The following is a 17,077-nucleotide window of genomic DNA, read 5'->3' as shown; positions in this document are numbered from 1 at the left end:
ACACGTTCAGAAATCGTGCTACTCGCATGGCTGATCAGGTGATCTTGGTCGTTGCAGGGTTGGCCAACCTCAAAAATAACTATGTTTTTCAATGAGAAAACGATTATTATTTGGTCACAAGTCTAATGTGCTTACAGGGATTCGCCCAATCCGGACAAGAGCACTCCGTCCGCTTGAAGTCCTGCTCCGAACGCGGCAATAACCCAACCCCGGATTCAGCAAAGGCCGCATCGATCCCCTCCGGCATCTCATTCATCAACAGATGACTCACCAGATCAGCGCGACCACCCAGCTGCGCGATCAAGGTCTGACGCGCCTTCGCCGGAATCGGATCGAGCTGAATCGCAACCTGATAACGCGGCTCCTTGGTCACCCCAAAATAGGGATTGATATTCCCTCGCACCGTCGCACTCACAACCCCCTTCGCACTGATCTCAAAGCTCAGAATACGCCGAGGGCTCGCATAAGAACGCCCCCGCTGCAAACGTCCAGAATCCATCTGCTGCTCCAACGCAGCAATAAAACGCCGCCCCCACCAAGTCTTACCACGGCTACTCATCTCAACACCTCACCCACCGATGACCCATCACCACTCACCACTCACCACTGACTCCTCACTCTTCATCACTCACTCCTCACTCCTAATCACTCACTCCTCAAAATCACTCTCCCACCGCGTCACGATTCAACCGAATCAACGCCTTGAACCGATCATTATCCAACTGCGTCAACCAAGACTCATCATTGCCGATGATGGCCCCGGCCACCGCCTTCTTCTCCTCGATCATGGCATCGATGCGCTCCTCGAGCGTGCCGATGGTAACGAACTTGTGCACGAACACGGTCTTCTCCTGACCGATTCGGAAGGCACGATCGCTGGCCTGATCCTCGACCGCCGGGTTCCACCAACGGTCGAAATGGAACACATGATTGGCCTTGGTCAGGGTGATACCGACACCACCAGCCTTGAGCGAGAGAACGAACAGCGAGGGCTCGCTGGCCGGGTCCTGAAACTCGGCGATCATCGCCTCGCGGCGTTGGCGTGAGGTGCCGCCATGCAGATAGAAGGTGTTCAGATGCCAGCGTTGACGGGCCAGGCGCGCGAGCTGCTCGCCGACCTCGGTGAACTGGGTGAAGACCAAGACGCTGTCGCCCTCGGTCATGGCCTCCTCGAGCATCTCTTGCAGGCGCTGCAGCTTCTGCGAGCGCTCCGGCGTGAACGGACTACCGTCCTGCAGGAACTGCGCCGGATGATTGCAGATCTGTTTGAGCTTCATCAGCGTCGACAGCATCAGGCCGCTGCGCGCGGGGCCTTCAACCTGCTCCAACTGACGCTCGACATCGACCACCAGACTCTCGTAGAGGGCGCCCTGCTCGCGGCTGAGCTGGCAGTATTGCGGCGCCTCGAGCTTATCCGGCAGGTCGCTGATGATGGCCTTGTCGGTCTTCACCCGCCGCAGGATGAACGGCTGCACCAGGGTCTTGAGGATCGCCGTCTGCGCCGGGTCCTTATCGCGCTGCACCGGCAGCTCGAAGGTCTTGCGGAAGCGCGCCTGGGTGCCGAGATAGCCCGGCTGCAGGAACTGGAACAGGGACCAGAGATCGCCGAGCCGATTCTCGACCGGGGTGCCGGTCAGCGCCAGCCGATGCACGGCCGGCAGCTTGCACACCGCCTTGGTCTGCGCCGCCTTGGGATTCTTGATGTTCTGCGCCTCGTCTAGCACCACGCGATGCCAATCGACGCTGCTCAGCAGGGCCTGATCCTTGCGCGCCAGGGCATAGGAGGTGATCACCAGCGCCACTTGATCGGCTTGAGCGGCGAAGGCGCGCTTGTCCTGCTCGCGCGCCGGGCCATGATGCAGATGGGTCTGCAACTGCGGCGCGAAGCGTTGCACCTCGCGCTGCCAGTTGCCGAGCACCGAGGTCGGTGCGATCAGTAGGGTCGGACCAGGTGCGGCCCCATCCGGCTCGACGGTGCCATCGCTGGCATGGGTGCCAACGCTGACATCGGCGCCAACGCTGGCATCGGCGCCAACGCTGACATCGGCGCCAACGCTGACATCGGCGCCAACGCTGACATCAGCGCCAACGGCCCGCTCGCGCACCAGCTGGGCGATGACCTGCATGGTCTTGCCCAGGCCCATGTCATCGGCCAGGCAGCCGTTCATGCCGAGCTGCTCCAGATAACCGATCCAGGCCAGACCGCGCCGCTGATAATCACGCAAGCTGGCGTTGAGCCCGGCCGGGGTCTCGGCCGGCTCAAGGCGGCTGTCGTTGCCCAGGCGCTCGAGCAGATCGGCCAGCACCGAGTCGCGATCGATCTCCAGTGCGTCGTCCTCGGCCGTCTGCTGCAGCAGCTCCGGCAGACTCAGCTCGACCGGCTCCTGGCCTTGGCGCTGCCAGAACGCGAGCATCTCGCGCATGCGCTCGGGATCGAGCTCGACCCATTCGCCGCGGAAGCGCACCAAGGGGGTCTTGGCGTCGATCAGCGCCAGCCATTCCTCCTCGCTGATCTCTTCATCGCCGATGCTGAGCGCGTAACGGAATTGCAGCAGCTGCTTGATGGCAAAACGGCTGGTGCCCGGCGTCGAGCCACTGGATAGGCTGGCGGAGGAGCCGCTGCCGCGCAGACGCAGCTTCGCCCGGCGACGTCCGGTCGGCGTCCACCAGGCTGGCACTACCACCTTATAGCCGGCGTTCTCCAGGACCCAGGCGGCCTCTTTGAGGAAATCGAAGGCCTCGTCCAGGCTGAGCACAACCGACTGCGGCTCGGCGGTCTTCAGGCCGTCCCAGAGCTTGGGATAGATGCGCGCCGCAAGCCCCAGATCGAGCAGCAGCTGACGCTCGAAATCAGACTCGCCAAGCTGTGCGCGGAAGGCCTTGCGCTCGGCTTGGGTGCCCTGCCAATAGTCGGCCAACGCCAGCCGTTGCGAGGGATCATGGCGTGGGATGACGATCAGCTCCAGGGTCCAAGGCGAAGTCTCAGCGGCCGCATCGGTCTTAGCAGCGCCGGCAGCCTTCGTCGTCCCGCTGTCATCCGGCGGCTCCAGCAAGCGCAAGCCAAGCGTGAAGCGGGCCGCTTGCTCACCGCCATCGATGGCCTGCCGCCAGCGGCGCCAAGCGCGATACTGCACTTGCTGCTCGTCCGTCACCGCCAGGGGTTGCTGGCCTGGAGCCCGGTCGAAAGCAAGCGCCACCAAACTGCCATCGATGCGCTTCTTAAAGGTCGCCGGCAGCGGCGTTGCGCGCACCAGCTCGTCGAGCAGCACGGCGGCACAGTGCTCGAGCAGACTGGCCGGCCCAAATTGAGCCTCGTTGCCGGCAGCACAGGCCGGCGGCATGGCCGGCAGCGCTTGCTCGATCAGCTGCTCGTAGGCACGACCCGCCCACTGCCAGACCGGATGCAGCTCGCCCGCTGGCGCCTTTTTGCGCCGGGGCGGTGTTGGTGGCTGGCGATAGCGGAGGCCGGGCAGATACTGGTCCTGCAGAAAGAGCTGCTTGAGCTGTTGCGTGAACCAATGCCAAAACAGCAGATCAGCACCCGCGCGCAGATCGCCAAAGGCGTCATCGGTCAAGAAGCACAGCTCGCGGAATTGGCGCAGCGGTGCCTCGAGCGGGAAGGTCTCAACCTGCCAGGCCCGCAGCCTGCCGCTGCCCACAACCGTTGGATTGGCCGGATTGGCGTCAGTCTCAATCCCGCTTTCGGCCTCAAGCTTGGCTCCGGTTTCACTGTCAGCTCCACCGAGCCGGCGAGCCAATTCGGGTGAGGGAAGTGGAGCCTGCGGTGCGCTGGGCAGCCAGACCGGACAAGCCAGCAAAGCGCGTTCGGACGAGTCCCCCGCCCTCTTGAGTCCGAGCGTCTCAAGCAACACAGGCCAAGCCGCCTGCGGCAAGGCGAAGGGGTGCGCCGCCTGCTCCTCGGTCGTTTGCCCCTTGGGCGTTTGCCCCTGGGTCGTTTGCCCCTTGGACGCTTGCCCCTTGGCTACCTGCGCATTAGGCGGCTGCATCTTGCGCGCGCTCGGGGGCTTGTGGAGCGAGTCGGTCTCTACCCAGAGGCGAAAACCACCGCTGCGAGCAAAGTCATCGGCGAGATCGGGCTGCCGATCGGGCTGCCAAAAGGCGTGAAGAATCTCCATTGAAAACCAGCGATGCGGAGTAGTAAGAGGATGAATAGTGAGAACGTAGCAGTTGGCAGCATGGCAAGCTGCATCGGTTGGCTCGCGCGAAGCTCGACCATCGGCCATTATACGTTGGCTAGTACCCCAATCCGGAGGGACATTCTGACGATGTGGCCGACAGTGGCCAGCTCAGGGCCGAGGTAACTCACGCACGTTGGGCACTCTAATGCCTTCGCGAAAGTCACCGAGAACCTCATTGATCGCACCTTCGCTCAGAAAACCAACGTAGCGATAGAAGGTTCGACCATCCGGGCCGATCAGTAGATGCTGCGGAATAGTGCGCGTGGACTCCTCAGCCAACACATGATGGGCATCCAGGCCATAGCGGCTTGCCCAGGAACGAGCCTGGCTGACCGTTGCTGGCGAAAAGGGATCTTGTCCGCTCGTCAGGACGGTGTAGACCGCCAGTTCGGCAGAAGCATTCTGCTGCAAAGCCCGTATCTGCTGGGCCTGTGACTGACTGGCGTTGCACCAAGGCGCTGCGTAGACGACCCAGATCCAGGGTTGCTCGGCAACCCGCTCACAGACGTTGACAGCGGTCCCGGCGCCACTAGGTCGCGTATCGCCGCCCGAATCACTCGTGCAGCCGCCGGCAAGGTCCCAATTCGTATACCACTCGCCCGTGCCGTCATGGCTCTCGCAGCCACTCAGGATCAGCAGGCACAACAGCCCTGAGACTCCCCGCGAGAGTCGTCGCAGCGTTCGCGTCGGTGGTCGTTTGATCGGGTGCGCCACCATGAGTCTCCTGCATCCGTTTCCGAAACAGCCGGCCCGCGCACGCATGCGCGTCACCACGGAATCCGCTCACCGTGCCGTTTTCGACAAGCGGTAGACTGGACAGCAACCATTCATGTCGCTGAGCTTCTACGAAACCGAACGTGCTAAGTCTAATCCATAGTTGAAGCCATAGTTGGAGCCATAGTTGGAACCAAAGCCGCAGCCAGTCACCAACCTCTCGGAGCAAGAGCTGTTATCAACTTGTCCCCTGTGTTCCGCCCCAAACGCCGAACCTTTCCTGCAGATCGACGGGCGCGACTACTGGCGCTGCCCGCGCTGCGCGGCGCGTTTCCTCGATCCGCGCCAGCATCCCTCTCCCGACGTGGAGTTCAGCGAATACCGAAAGCATCACAACGACCCCGCCGACGTCGGCTATCGGCGCTTCCTGAGCCGACTCGCAGAGCCGCTGCTTGAACGCTTGGCGCCAGCATCGCAAGGACTCGACTACGGCTGCGGGCCAAGTTCGGCCTTGGCTGAGATGCTGCGCGAAATGGGGCATCGGGTCGCGCTCTATGACCCCTTCTTCCAGCCCGACACGAAGCCCCTACAAGCGCGCTACGATTTCATCACCTGCACCGAGACCGCCGAGCACTTCCATCACCCGGCCGAGGAATTCGACCGACTCGGCGCGCTGCTGCGCCCCGGCGGCTGGCTGGCGCTGATGACCTGCTTCCAGACCGACGACAGCCGCTTCGCCCACTGGCACTACCGACGCGATCCGACCCATGTCGTCTTCTACCGCGAGGAAACGCTGCGCTACCTCGCCGCCGAACGCGGCTTCAGTTGCATCATTCCAACCAAGGATGTGGCGCTGTTGCGCCGTCCAGGATAAGTTTCAGCAGGCTCCCATTGCCTGTATACTTCGCGTCAACTTCGACGACGACACCGCTCCCCAGCTCTGGAGAGACCCTGCCGATGTAGGTACCAAGCGACCCGCCGAGTCCACCGGACTCGCGCTCCAATCCCACGCGATACCGCGCGCTTGCTCCCTGCGTTCACCTGTCGGCCGACTTGATCTTGCTTGCCTCCTCCCACGCACTGGGAGCCGCGCCACCCTGTTGATCGCCCATCGCTAGCTCTGAGGTCCGCGTCAGCCCCGGAAACATTGACCGGAAACGATCCCGTATGAAAACACTCCGCAAGGACTGGCTGTCCAATATCCCGAACGACCTGCTCGCCGGCCTAGTGGTGGCGCTGGCGCTGATCCCCGAGGCCATCGCCTTCTCGATCATCGCCGGCGTCGATCCCAAGGTCGGGCTCTACGCCTCGTTCAGCATCGCAGTGGTCACCGCCTTCGTTGGCGGTCGCCCGGGCATGATCTCGGCGGCGACCGCAGCCATGGCAGTCCTGATGGTCGATCTGGTCGCCGATCACGGCCTGCAGTACCTACTCGCCGCCACCGTGCTGACTGGCGTGCTGCAGGTGTTGGCTGGCTGGTTGCGGCTTGGCAACCTGATGCGCTTCGTCTCGCGCTCGGTGATCACCGGCTTCGTCAACGCCCTGGCCATCCTGATCTTCATGGCACAGTTGCCGGAGATCACTGGCGCCCAGCTCACTTGGGAGGTCTATGGCGTCCTCGCCGCCGCGCTCGGCATCATCTACCTCTTCCCCTATCTGACCAAGGCCATTCCATCCCCATTGGTCGCCATCGTCGCGCTGACCGCAGCGGTGATCTACATGGGGCTCGACATCCGCACCGTTGGCGACATGGGCCAGATGCCGGATACTCTGCCGGTGTTCCTGATCCCGGACATCCCGCTCAACCTCGAAACCCTGCAGATCATCTTCCCGGTCTCGGCGACACTGGCGGTCGTCGGTCTGCTCGAATCGCTGATGACGGCCACCATCGTCGATGACCTGACCGACTCCAAGAGCAACAAGAACCGCGAATGCGTCGGTCAGGGCACGGCCAATGTGGTCACCGGCTTCTTCGGTGGCATGGCCGGCTGCGCGATGATTGGCCAGACCGTGATCAACATCAAATCCGGCGGCCGCGGGCGGCTCTCGACGCTCACCGCCGGCATCGTGCTCTTGATCCTGGTGGTGTTCGCCAACGAGTGGGTCGCCCAGATCCCGATGGCCGCGCTAGTGGCGGTGATGATCATGGTCTCGATCGGCACCTTCAACTGGGCCTCGTTCAAGAACCTGCGCGAGCATCCACTCGATGCCAATATCGTCATGATCGCCACCGTCGCGGTCACCGTGCTCACCCATGACCTGGCCCAGGGTGTGCTGGTCGGGGTGCTGCTGTCCGGCTTCTTCTTCGCGCAGAAGGTCAGCCGCGTGCTCTATGTCGGCTCGACCCCAGCCCGCGAGGGCCGCGAGCGCGTCTATCAGGTCGTCGGCCAGGTCTTCTTCTCCTCGGCCGATCGCTTCATCGCCGCCTTCGACTACAAGGAGGTGATCGAGAAGGTCTGCATCGATGTCAGCCGCGCGCACTTCTGGGATATCACCGCAGTGACCGCGTTGGATAAGGTGGTGCTCAAGTTTCGCCGTGAGGGCACCGAGGTCGAGGTGGTTGGCCTCAACCAGGCCAGCCGCACCCTGGTCGATCGCTTTGCGGTGCACGACAAACCCGAGGCTGTCGAAAGCCTGATGGGACATTGATCGGCAGCCCGCTTGATCCCGCCGATTGACCCGCCGATTGACCCGCCTGATTGACTCGCCTGATTGACTCGCCTGACTGAAGCGCCCGCGCCCGAACGAGGACCGATGCCGATGCAACCCGACGATCCCATGCAGACCGAAGACAAGGTCTTGGCCTGTGTCGATCAATCGCACTTCGCCGACTATGTCACCGATGCCGCCGCCTGGGCCGCACGCCAGATGCAGGCACCGCTGGAGCTGCTGCACATCCTCGATCACGACAAGGAGGTCGTGATCGGCAAGGACCACAGCGGCGCGATCGGCGTCAATGCCCAGCAGAATCTGCTCAGCGAGCTCAGCGAGCAGGATGAGTCACGCAGCAAGGAGAACCGCGAGCGCGGCCGCGAGCTGCTCAACGGTCTGCGTCAACGCGCGATCAAGCTCGGCGTCGAGGCCCCCGATGTGCGCCAACGCTATGGCGATCTCGAGGAAACCCTGGTCGGGGCTCAGGAGCAGGTGCGGCTGTTCGTGCTGGGGCGCCGTGGCGAGTCGGCCGAGACCACTCAGCGCGACCTCGGGCGCAATGTCGAGCGCATGGTGCGCTCGCTGAGCAAGCCAATCCTGGCTGTCACCGACCAATTCAGCGAGCCCAAGCAGGTGCTGATCGCCTTCGATGGCGGCAGCATGACCCGCCGCGGCGTCGAGATGGTGGCCGCAAGCCCCTTGTTCCGCGGCCTGCCGGTGCATGTGCTGATGAGTGGCAAGCCGCGCCGCGACAGCGAGAAGCAGCTCGACTGGGCGCGCAGCACACTGGAAACAGCGGGCTTTGAGGTAACCCTGGCGATGATTCCAGGCGATACCGAGCGGGTCATCGCCCAGTACGTGCATGAGCAGGCGATCGATATGCTGCTCATGGGTGCCTACGGCCACTCACCGCTGCGCAGCCTGTTCTTCGGCAGCAAGACCACCGACCTACTGCGCTCGGCGAATGTGCCGACGCTATTGCTGCGCTAGCGCAACCGCTCATGCTGTCCGATAACGGAGACAGAGACTCGGCCGCATCTGCTCTGACAAGGTCTGCCGCTTGAGGCGCGAAGGCTCACTCCCGCTCGCGCGATTGCGCCTCGAGCGCCGCAATGCGTTGCTCGGCCTCACGCAGCGCTCGCTCAGCCTCAAGCCGAGCCTCTTCTAACTCATCGTAGCTAAGCAATAGCTGCCCCGTCTCGGCATCGGCAAAATGGAAGCCATTGCCATCCAGACGCAGCATGAGCCCGAGCACCTCACTCACCCCAACCAGTGTCCCCTCGGCGTCAGATCTGACGGGGATCGGCCAGTAATTGCGATCGATGAGCCGAAAGCCCGCGAGCGCAGGCTTGAGGTAATCACCGGTCGGATCGTACTGCCAATACTCGGAGACCCCGAGGTAGGCATAGAGGCCCCGCTTGTTGCCTTGATCCTCGCTTACCGTGGCGCGCGAGGTGATCTCAATCACGAAATCGGGCGCCTTGGGCTCCTCCCAGAGCTTGTAGGAGCGCCGATTGTGGCTCGGCGCCCCGAGCACAACGAGCACGTCGGGCGCCACCGCCGCGCGCGGGTTACCTTGCTCGTAGTAGAGCAGGATATTGCCCGAGACATAAATATCCTCACGCGCATGGAACCAGCGCCGCAAGGCATTCACGGCGTAGATCAGCGGCTCACGCTGGAAATCACTCTCCGCCATGGGCCGACCATCGCTGTCTGGATAAACGACATCGGTCTCGAGCTCGGGGATCAAGGTCATGCATCTATGCTCGCCGTTGCAGGGTCAACAGCTCAACACTAGCCGAACCAACACATGTGATCAATCATGGGCGTCGGATTCCGTCCCAGACTCCCGTCTCTGACGATGGTCGCGGCGGTAGCCACTCAGACCAGTAGCCACTCAGACCAGCAGATCAGTGCCCAGTGGTCTTGGAGAACGCGCTGATCACGATGACGCCCGCAATGATCAGTGCCATGCCAATCACAGCTGGCAGATCCGGGATTTGCCGAAACATCACGGCTGCAGCCAGCGCAACCAAGACGATCCCTAGCCCGGCCCAAATCGCGTAGGCGAGCCCCACCGGGATGGTCTTCAGCACTAGCGCCAACAGATAGAAGGCAGCACCATAGCCCATCACCACCACCAGACTCGGGACCAGTTTGGTAAAGCCATCCGAGGCCTTCAGTGCATTGGTCGCAATCACCTCGGCGACGATCGCCACCGCAAGATACAGATACCCACTGTGCTGCTCCCCCAAACCGGCTCCACCGATGTGAACTTGGCCATCCCGATGCTCGCCAATGGGTGCACGCGAATCGGGGCACGTCAAAAAGGCCCTAGGCAGCGCAAGCTTACCGGATTCTGCTCCTGCAGCCAGAGTCCAATCGAACCCAGCGCCCAAAGCATCGACAACATCGATCCGTTGATCTGCTCGCGCGGCGAGGTTGAGCCGCTGACCTCGTTCACGGGCACCAGATCGCCGCTGCTGCCTTGGTCTAGCTCGAGCCGCCTAGCCAAATCATGCCGGCGCGACGCAAAATTCGCCAACTGTATCGCCGATTCGCCAACCTGTTCATCCAACGAGATCCAGAGCTGCCCAAAACCAACAATGCCCGATAACCTCCAAACCCTCACCGCCACCGGCGCCGAGATCGAGCGCCATATCCCCGCGCTTGCTGAACTCCGTATCAGCGTCTTCCGCGAATTCCCCTACCTCTACGACGGCGATGCCGCCTATGAGGCGCGCTATCTCGAGACCTATCGCCAAGCGCGCGGCAGCGTCGTCGTCATCGTGCTCGACGGCGAGCGCGTGGTCGGCGCCTCCACCGCGCTACCAATGGCCGAAGAAACCGACGAGGTGAAGGCGCCTTTCCTGGCTCAGGGCTATGACCCAGAGCGCATCTTCTATCTCGGCGAATCCGTGCTGCTACCGGCCTATCGCGGTCGCGGTCTCGGCGTGCGCTTCTTCGAGGAGCGCGAGCGTCATGCGCAGAGGCTCTGTGAGCTGGGTGCAGGATACGGCGATGCGAAGGTCGCTGAGCAGGACGATAGGCCAAGTGCCAAGCCGAGCTATGCATTCGACTGGTATGCCTTCTACGCCGTTCAGCGCGATACGGATGATCCGCGCCGACCAGCTGACTATGTGCCACTGAATCGGTTCTGGCACAAACGTGGCTACCAATGCCACCCAGAACTCAGCACCAGATTCAGCTGGAAAGAATTCGGCGAGCCAGCCGAGACGCCAAAGCCAATGCTGTTCTGGCTCAAGGCCGCTCGCCCCTCGGACGGCGCATCGTTAGCCCAGCAATGACCACGGCCAGGGTCACCAGCGCGACGATGATGGTCGCCAGCGCATTGATCTGCGGCGAGACACCCATGCGCACGCTGGCATAGATCAGCATCGGCAAGGTGGTCGCACCCGGGCCGGAGACGAAGCTGGCGATGACCAGATCATCCAACGAGAGGGTGAACGCCAGCAGCCAGCCGGCTAGCAACGCCGGCGCGATGAGCGGCAGCGTGATGCTCAGATAGACCCGGAATGGCCGCGCGCCCAGGTCCATCGCCGCCTCCTCCAGCGAGCGGTCCATACGCGCCAACCGTGCACGCACGATCACCGCCACATAGGCCATGCTGAAGGTGATATGGGCGATGGTGATGGTGGTGAAGCCGCGCCCCGGCGGCCAACCCAGCGCTTGCTGCATGGCGACGAAGAGCAGCAACAGCGACAGGCCGATGATCACATCAGGCATCACCAGCGGCGCGGTCAGTAGCAGCTCGAAGCCGGCGCGACCACGAAAACGGCCATGGCGCACCAGCGCATTCGCCGCCAAGGTGCCCAGCACGACCGCAATACAGGCATTCACGGCGGCGATGCGCACGCTGAGCCAGGCGGCATCGAGCAATTGCTGATTGCGCAACAACTCGCCATACCACTTGGTCGAGAATCCAGCCCAGACCGTGACCAATCGCGACTCATTGAACGAGTACAGGATCAGCAGCAGCACCGGCACATAGAGAAAGGCATAGCCGAAGGCAAGTACCGTGAACAGCGGCCAGCGCCCTCCGATGGTGGAGCCCCCGCCAGGGCGGCTACCCAGACCGCTCGCGGTTTCCTTCATGGCCGCTCATCCTCCAGCCGACGCCCCCAGCGTTCCTCGAGTCGCTGCAGCATGACGAAGGGCACCACCAGTAACCCCAACAGGACGATCGCCAGCGCCGAGGCCAATGGCCAATCCTTGTTGCTGAAGAACTCGGTCCAGAGCATCTTGCCGACCATCAGGCTCTGTGGGCCACCGAGCAGGTCCGGGATCACGAACTCGCCCACCGCCGGGATGAAGACCAGCATGCTGCCGGCGACGATGCCGGGCAATGAGAGCGGCAGCGTCACCGCCAAGAAGGCCCGCCAAGGCCGGCAGCCCAGGTCCGCTGCGGCCTCGAGCAGGCTGAAATCGAGCCGGGTCAGATTGGCGTACAGCGGCAGGATCATGAACGGCAGGTAGGAATAGACGATGCCGATATAGATCGCCAGCGGTGTGTGCAGGATCTGCAGCGGCTGCTCGATCAGGCCCAGCGAGAGCAGAACATTGTTCAGCAGACCATTGCTGCGCAAGATGCCCATCCAGGCATAGACGCGGATCAGGAACGAGGTCCAGAACGGCAGCACGATCAACATCAACAGCAGCACCCGCCAGCGCTCTGGCGCGGTCGCGATCGCATAGGCCATCGGATAGCCCAGCAGCAGACAGAGCAGCGTGCAGACCAGCGCGATCCAGAGCGAGCTGAGCAGCGCGGCCAGATACAGATCATCCTCGGCCAGCAGCAGATAGCTCTGCAGATTGAGGCGGATCTCCAGCACGCCCTCCTCGACCCATTTCCAGAGCGCGGTATAGGGCGGCTGAGCCAATGCTGGCTCGGCCAGACTGATGCCAAGCACGATCACAAAGGGCAGCAGAAAGAACAGCCCCAGCCAGAGATAAGGCAGGCCGATGTTGACCGACGGGCTGAGTCGCCAGGGTCGGCCAGTTAGAAATCGCAGCAAGGTCATCCGGGGCTTGGGAGCATCATGATTGAAGCGTCACTGCCGCAATCTTAACCGTCGGAGCCTGAGTCCGCCTTGAGCGGGCTCGATGCGAACGGATAGCAGGCTCGGGCGCAGTGGCTGCCAAATCAGCGACCGCCAAACAGGTCTTTCAACGCCTGCACCGTGGTCTGTCGACCAAGCTCGCCGATCGCGGTAGTGAGTGGGATCTTCTTCGGGCAAACCCGCACGCAGTTCTGCGCATTGCCGCAGTCGCTGAGGCCGCCATCGGCCATGATCGCATGCAGGCGTTCGGCCTTGTCGTGACGACCGGTGGGATGCGCGTTCATCAACCGCACCTGTGCCAGGGATGCTGGACCAACGAACGCCTGCTCCGGCCCAAACTGCGGACAGGCGGCCAGGCAGCAGCCACAGCTCATGCAGCGACTGTAGAGATAATTGGCCGCCCAGTCCTGTGGCGAGATGCGCGGGGCGCGCTCGTGGTTGTCCCAGGCCCCATCGATCCGTATCCAAGCCTTGACCCGCTTGAGCTGTGCAAAGAGTTGCGCGCGATCGACCATCAGGTCACGCACCACCGGAAACTTGGGCAACGGCTCGAGCCGGATCGGTGTTTCCAGATCGGCGATCAAGGCCGAGCAGGCTGGGCGCGGAACGCCGTTGATCAGCATCGCGCAGGCGCCGCAGACCTCCTCCATGCAGTTGTGCTCGAAGGCGACCGGGTCGACCGGCTCACCACTGGCCGTTACGCAGTGCTCGCGCAGATCCATCAGCAGCGAGACGATGTTGGCACCCGGACGCGCCTCGAGCCTGAACGACTGCCAATAGGGCGCCGCGGTCGGACCATCTTGACGCCTGATGCGCAGCTCGACGGTTCTACTGCCCACGTCGGCGCGATCCGGTGTCCTGCTTGCCCCGGTCTCTCGCCCGTGGTCTGGGGTCAGCTTAGCCGCCGCTGCGAACGGCTCATTGATCCGCGCAGCGTTCGATCGCGTCTCAGCTTGCATCAGCGATAATCCCTCGGTTGCTCGGGTGACAAGAGCCCGAGGTCGACCGGCTCGAAGCCAATGCGCGGCCCATCCGGGTGATGCTCGGCGACAGTCGTCTTCAGCCACTCGGCATTGTTGGCCTTCCAACGTTCGCGATAGGTCTCGAATTCAGGGTCGCCGGGAAACTTGCCCTCGGGGATGGCGAGATCGAACGCCGGCTTGAAATGGGCGCCGCGACATTCATCCCGTGCCCGGGCACTGGCCGCCATCACCTGCGCCAGCTTCAGCATGTCCAAGACCTGCCGCGCATGCGCCAGGCTCTGATTCGCCCAGCGGCTGGACTCGCCGAGGTCCAGCCGCTCGAAGCGCTGCTCGATCTCTCGCAGCCCCGAGAGCGCGGCATCAAGCTCTGCGTTGTCGCGCACCACGCCAACCTTGGTGGTCATAAGATCACCCAGCTCGCGATGCAAGCGGAATGGGTTTTGATCGCCGCTCGCCTTCGTTAGACGCTCATTGATCCCGCTCTGACGTGCCGTCTCGGCCTCGAACAGCGCTGCAGGCACGGCATCGGCGCCCTGCTCGAGTCCGCTCAGATAGCTCGCCACCGCCTCGCCGGCAACACGCCCGGAGTACGAGGCCGAGAGCAATGAATTGGCGCCCAGACGGTTGGCGCCATGGTAGGCATAGTCACACTCGCCACAGGCATAGAGCCCCGGAATACTGGTGGCATGATTGCGCGGACTGCCTGGCTTCATGCCGCCAGTTGTTGCGTCTTTCTCGTAGTCGACCCAGAGGCCACCCATCGCATAGTGCGCCGCCGGGAAGATCTCCATCGGCGCATCGAGTGGGTCAACACCTGCGAACTTGCGATAGATCGAGAGGATGGCGCCAAGGCGTGTGGAGACGAAGCCGCGATCCAGATGCGTCAGGTCCAGATAGACCCGATCCCGGCTCTCGCCTGCACTGCCCTCCTCTGCGCCGCGCTGACCCGCACCCCGCTTACCCGCACCGTGCTCACCCACAGCGCCGACCCCCAGCCCCAGCTCACGGGTGACCTTCCAGATTGCGCGCGAGGCGATGTCACGCGGCACCGTGTTGCCATAGGTCGGGTACCAGTCCTCGAGGAAATAGAAGCGCTCGGACTCCGGGATGCGGATTGGCTCGCGCCGATCGTTCGGGTCTTTCGGCACCCAGACTCGACCGCCCTCGCCGCGCGCGGCCTCGGTCATCAGACGCGTCTTGTCCTCGCCGAGCATCGCCGTCGGATGGAACTGGAAGAACTCGGCATTGGCAAAGCGCGCGCCCTGCTGATAGACACGGCTCGCCGCGGCGCCGGTCGAGTTGGTCGAGCAGGTGGTCTTGGGCGCATAGATCTGCCCCAGCCCCCCGCTGGCCAAGACCACCGCATCGGCACGGAAGGCGCGCACCTCGAGACTGCGCAGGTCCATCGCAACGATGCCGCGGCAGACGCCATCCGCATCCTTGACGATCGAGAGAAACTCCCACCACTCCTGCTTCTCGACCTGGCCCTCGGTCTCCAGTCGGCGCACCTGCTGATCCACCCCATAAAGCAGTTGCTGACCGGTGCTCGCGCCCGCGAAGCAGGTCCGTTTGTGCCGGACGCCACCGAACAGGCGCTGGTCCAACAGCCCCTCCGGCGTGCGCGAGAAGGTCACCCCCATGCGCTCGAAGGTGCGGATCAGGCCCGGTGCGTCCTCGCACATGGACTGGATCGGCGGCTGATTGGCGAGATAGCTGCCGCCCTTGATGGTGTCGATGATGTGCTGTTGCACGCTGTCGCGCTGGCCCTTCATATCGAGCACGGCATTGATGCCGCCCTGGGCGCAGGCCGAGTGCGAGCGCATCACCTCGAACAGCGAGAACAGCATCACGGAATGGCCGGCCTCAGCGATAGCCAGCGTCGCCCAGAGGCCCCCGAGACCGCCGCCGATCACGATCACCCTGGGTGCGCTCATGCTCCAACTCCATTCATGCGTCGGCCCGAAGTCAGGCTTTCAGTCAGGCGCTGGCCCCCAATCATGCTCCGCCCCCAGCGCCCGGCGCAATCAAGAATCCGACCAAACCATGCCCCCCCAGCGCGGCGAGCAGCAGCCCAAACCCAGCGCAAAACCAGCCGAAACGTCGCTGCGCCTCGGCACTGCTGGTCAGCCCCCAGACGATGGCGGCGGTGGCGATGCCATTCGCCAGATGAAACACCGCCAGCAGCACGCCGATCAGATAGAGCGCGAAGACCAATGGCTGCGACAGCGCCTGCTGCATGTGGCCAAACAGATCCGCGCTGATCGCCGGATCAAACAACCCGCTGATCCGCGTCAGGCCGACATGGAGCAGCAGGAACAGGATCAACCCGAGCCCGGAGACCCGCTGCAGCCAATAGAGCCAGTTGCGCAGGTAGCTGTAGCGCCGTAGCTCAGCTTGCCCGTCACGGATGATCAGCAGCCCATAGCCGGCATGGAACAGCAGCGGCAAGGCGATGACGAAAAGCTCGAGTAGGAGCAGATAGTTCAAGCCTTGCAGCGCCCCCACCACCTCCTCGTTGTAATGTGTCGCACCAAAGCGGGACTGAGAATTCTCCCAGAGATGGAAGATCAAGAAGGCGCCCACCGGCACCAGGCCGAGCAGCGAATGCAGCCGGCGCAGCAGGAAGTGGGGATTTTGGATCGAGGCTGACATCGCAAACCTGGGCTGATGTGTTTTATTGAGTCTAACGCCAGCGACAAGCCGTGTAGAGGTACGAGAATCGGCCGCATGGACTTGTTAGGCAAAGCAATCGAAAGCTACTCCACCGCCTTGTAGCCTTTTGGCGACTCCAATAGCCTAAGCTGTCGGTCAGCATGACCATTCCGCTTAGCCACCCCATATAGTGAGTTTTCTTCCACGTCTTCATTCCCCCATTGATGCCAACCCTGTTGTCTAAAACGTGCAAAAAGCTCCAAATATGGCCCCGGTGAGCACGCCTCAACTAAATCGTATATCTCGTCTGGCTTTCTTGAATGCTCGCGTTTACGAGTAGCAAATAAATTTACCTGGGTTCTACCCGCTGGAAGTGTCCTCATGCTCCCCCGAACCCCAAAAAGAATCAACTCCGTGACATTGCGAAAGTAAAACCCTACACCCCGCCCGTCGGGGCCTCCGTCTTTACGGACTTTGTACCATACAAGATTTGTCTTATAGGTAAAGCCCCACGCCTCCATGACCTTAAGACCTTCCATGAGAAGTGCATTCGGAACCCACAAATAAAGATGAGACTTTGCAGCAGCCAACTGAGAAACCGGGAGATCCATTATCTCTTTAACTTCCATCGTCGGATATCTCAATAAACGCCGATGCTCAGGAGCTACTTTAGACTTGTGACCAAATAATAATCGTTTTCTCATTGAAAAACATAGTTATTTTTGAGGTTGGCCAACCCTGCAACGACCAAGATCACCTGATCAGCCATGCGAGTAGCACGATTTCTGAACGTGTT

16 protein-coding genes are annotated in these 17,077 nt (G+C 62.4%); 4 read left to right on the top strand and 12 right to left on the bottom strand.

Annotated elements, in window-relative coordinates; all coding sequences use genetic code 11:
* Nucleotides 1-106 precede the first annotated feature (106 nt).
* The 3 genes from CCR96_RS03100 to CCR96_RS03090 all read right to left on the bottom strand — a co-directional run bounded on the left by CCR96_RS03100 (nt 107) and on the right by CCR96_RS03090 (nt 4,913).
* The gene (locus tag CCR96_RS03100; RefSeq protein WP_201217101.1) at nt 107-559 is read right to left on the bottom strand and encodes an SWIM zinc finger family protein; all 453 of its coding nucleotides are present in this window, start codon (nt 557-559) and stop codon (nt 107-109) included.
* Between the two features lie 103 nt (nt 560-662).
* On the bottom strand, nt 663-4,136 hold the full coding sequence (locus tag CCR96_RS03095) for a DEAD/DEAH box helicase (RefSeq protein ID WP_242518403.1): 3,474 nt from the start codon (nt 4,134-4,136) through the stop codon (nt 663-665).
* A 171-nt stretch (nt 4,137-4,307) separates the two neighbouring features.
* Nucleotides 4,308-4,913, bottom strand: a complete 606-nt coding sequence (locus tag CCR96_RS03090) for a TlpA family protein disulfide reductase (RefSeq protein WP_201217098.1) — start codon at nt 4,911-4,913, stop codon at nt 4,308-4,310.
* A 187-nt stretch (nt 4,914-5,100) separates the two neighbouring features.
* Between CCR96_RS03090 and CCR96_RS03085 the strand changes: the two genes are divergently transcribed.
* The 3 genes from CCR96_RS03085 (at nt 5,101) to CCR96_RS03075 (ending at nt 8,555) form a co-directional block, all read left to right on the top strand.
* Entirely contained in the window at nt 5,101-5,787 is a 687-nt protein-coding gene (locus CCR96_RS03085; RefSeq protein WP_201217095.1) for a class I SAM-dependent methyltransferase, read from the top strand.
* A gap of 293 nt (nt 5,788-6,080) precedes the next feature.
* A complete protein-coding gene (locus CCR96_RS03080; RefSeq protein WP_201217092.1) occupies nt 6,081-7,562 on the top strand; it encodes a SulP family inorganic anion transporter in 1,482 nt (493 codons plus the stop codon).
* A 111-nt stretch (nt 7,563-7,673) separates the two neighbouring features.
* On the top strand, nt 7,674-8,555 hold the full coding sequence (locus CCR96_RS03075; RefSeq protein WP_476702825.1) for a universal stress protein: 882 nt from the start codon (nt 7,674-7,676) through the stop codon (nt 8,553-8,555).
* Between the two features lie 85 nt (nt 8,556-8,640).
* Here CCR96_RS03075 and CCR96_RS03070 read toward each other — a convergent pair whose 3' ends face one another.
* The 3 genes from CCR96_RS03070 to CCR96_RS03060 all read right to left on the bottom strand — a co-directional run bounded on the left by CCR96_RS03070 (nt 8,641) and on the right by CCR96_RS03060 (nt 10,110).
* On the bottom strand, nt 8,641-9,321 hold the full coding sequence (locus CCR96_RS03070; protein ID WP_201217089.1) for a Uma2 family endonuclease: 681 nt from the start codon (nt 9,319-9,321) through the stop codon (nt 8,641-8,643).
* Between the two features lie 154 nt (nt 9,322-9,475).
* Nucleotides 9,476-9,820, bottom strand: coding sequence for a DMT family transporter (locus tag CCR96_RS03065; RefSeq protein ID WP_201217086.1), 345 nt, complete (start codon nt 9,818-9,820; stop codon nt 9,476-9,478).
* A gap of 68 nt (nt 9,821-9,888) precedes the next feature.
* Nucleotides 9,889-10,110 (bottom strand): hypothetical protein, encoded by a 222-nt coding sequence (locus CCR96_RS03060; RefSeq protein ID WP_201217083.1) that lies wholly within the window; start codon nt 10,108-10,110, stop codon nt 9,889-9,891.
* A 61-nt stretch (nt 10,111-10,171) separates the two neighbouring features.
* Between CCR96_RS03060 and CCR96_RS03055 the strand changes: the two genes are divergently transcribed.
* Nucleotides 10,172-10,873: a GNAT family N-acetyltransferase gene (locus CCR96_RS03055; RefSeq protein ID WP_201217080.1), complete on the top strand. Its 702-nt coding sequence runs from the start codon at nt 10,172-10,174 to the stop codon at nt 10,871-10,873.
* On the opposite strand, the gene CCR96_RS03050 is transcribed toward CCR96_RS03055, so the two are convergent.
* The 6 genes from CCR96_RS03050 to CCR96_RS03025 form a co-directional block, all read right to left on the bottom strand.
* A complete protein-coding gene (locus CCR96_RS03050) occupies nt 10,827-11,681 on the bottom strand; it encodes an ABC transporter permease subunit (RefSeq protein WP_201217077.1) in 855 nt (284 codons plus the stop codon). The two genes, CCR96_RS03055 and CCR96_RS03050, sit on opposite strands and share 47 nt — an antisense overlap.
* Nucleotides 11,678-12,607, bottom strand: a complete 930-nt coding sequence (locus CCR96_RS03045; protein ID WP_201217074.1) for an ABC transporter permease subunit — start codon at nt 12,605-12,607, stop codon at nt 11,678-11,680. Before CCR96_RS03045 ends, CCR96_RS03050 begins: the two co-directional genes overlap by 4 nt.
* A 122-nt stretch (nt 12,608-12,729) precedes the next feature.
* Nucleotides 12,730-13,605 carry a succinate dehydrogenase iron-sulfur subunit gene (sdhB, locus tag CCR96_RS03040; protein ID WP_201217071.1) on the bottom strand — a complete coding sequence of 292 codons (876 nt, stop codon included), beginning with the start codon at nt 13,603-13,605 and terminating at the stop codon, nt 12,730-12,732.
* Nucleotides 13,605-15,563 carry a succinate dehydrogenase (quinone) flavoprotein subunit gene (sdhA, locus tag CCR96_RS03035; RefSeq protein ID WP_201217068.1) on the bottom strand — a complete coding sequence of 653 codons (1,959 nt, stop codon included), beginning with the start codon at nt 15,561-15,563 and terminating at the stop codon, nt 13,605-13,607. The genes sdhB and sdhA overlap by 1 nt, the downstream gene beginning before the upstream one ends.
* 61 nt (nt 15,564-15,624) lie before the next feature.
* A complete protein-coding gene (locus CCR96_RS03030; RefSeq protein ID WP_201217065.1) occupies nt 15,625-16,281 on the bottom strand; it encodes a succinate dehydrogenase/fumarate reductase transmembrane subunit in 657 nt (218 codons plus the stop codon).
* A gap of 104 nt (nt 16,282-16,385) precedes the next feature.
* On the bottom strand, nt 16,386-16,985 hold the full coding sequence (locus CCR96_RS03025; protein ID WP_201217062.1) for an MT-A70 family methyltransferase: 600 nt from the start codon (nt 16,983-16,985) through the stop codon (nt 16,386-16,388).
* Nucleotides 16,986-17,077: the final 92 nt, after the last annotated feature.

Source organism: Halochromatium roseum, assembly GCF_016653315.1.
Classification (GTDB): Bacteria; Pseudomonadota; Gammaproteobacteria; order Chromatiales; family Chromatiaceae; genus Lamprobacter; species Lamprobacter roseus.
This window is presented reverse-complemented; position numbering and strand designations above follow the sequence as displayed.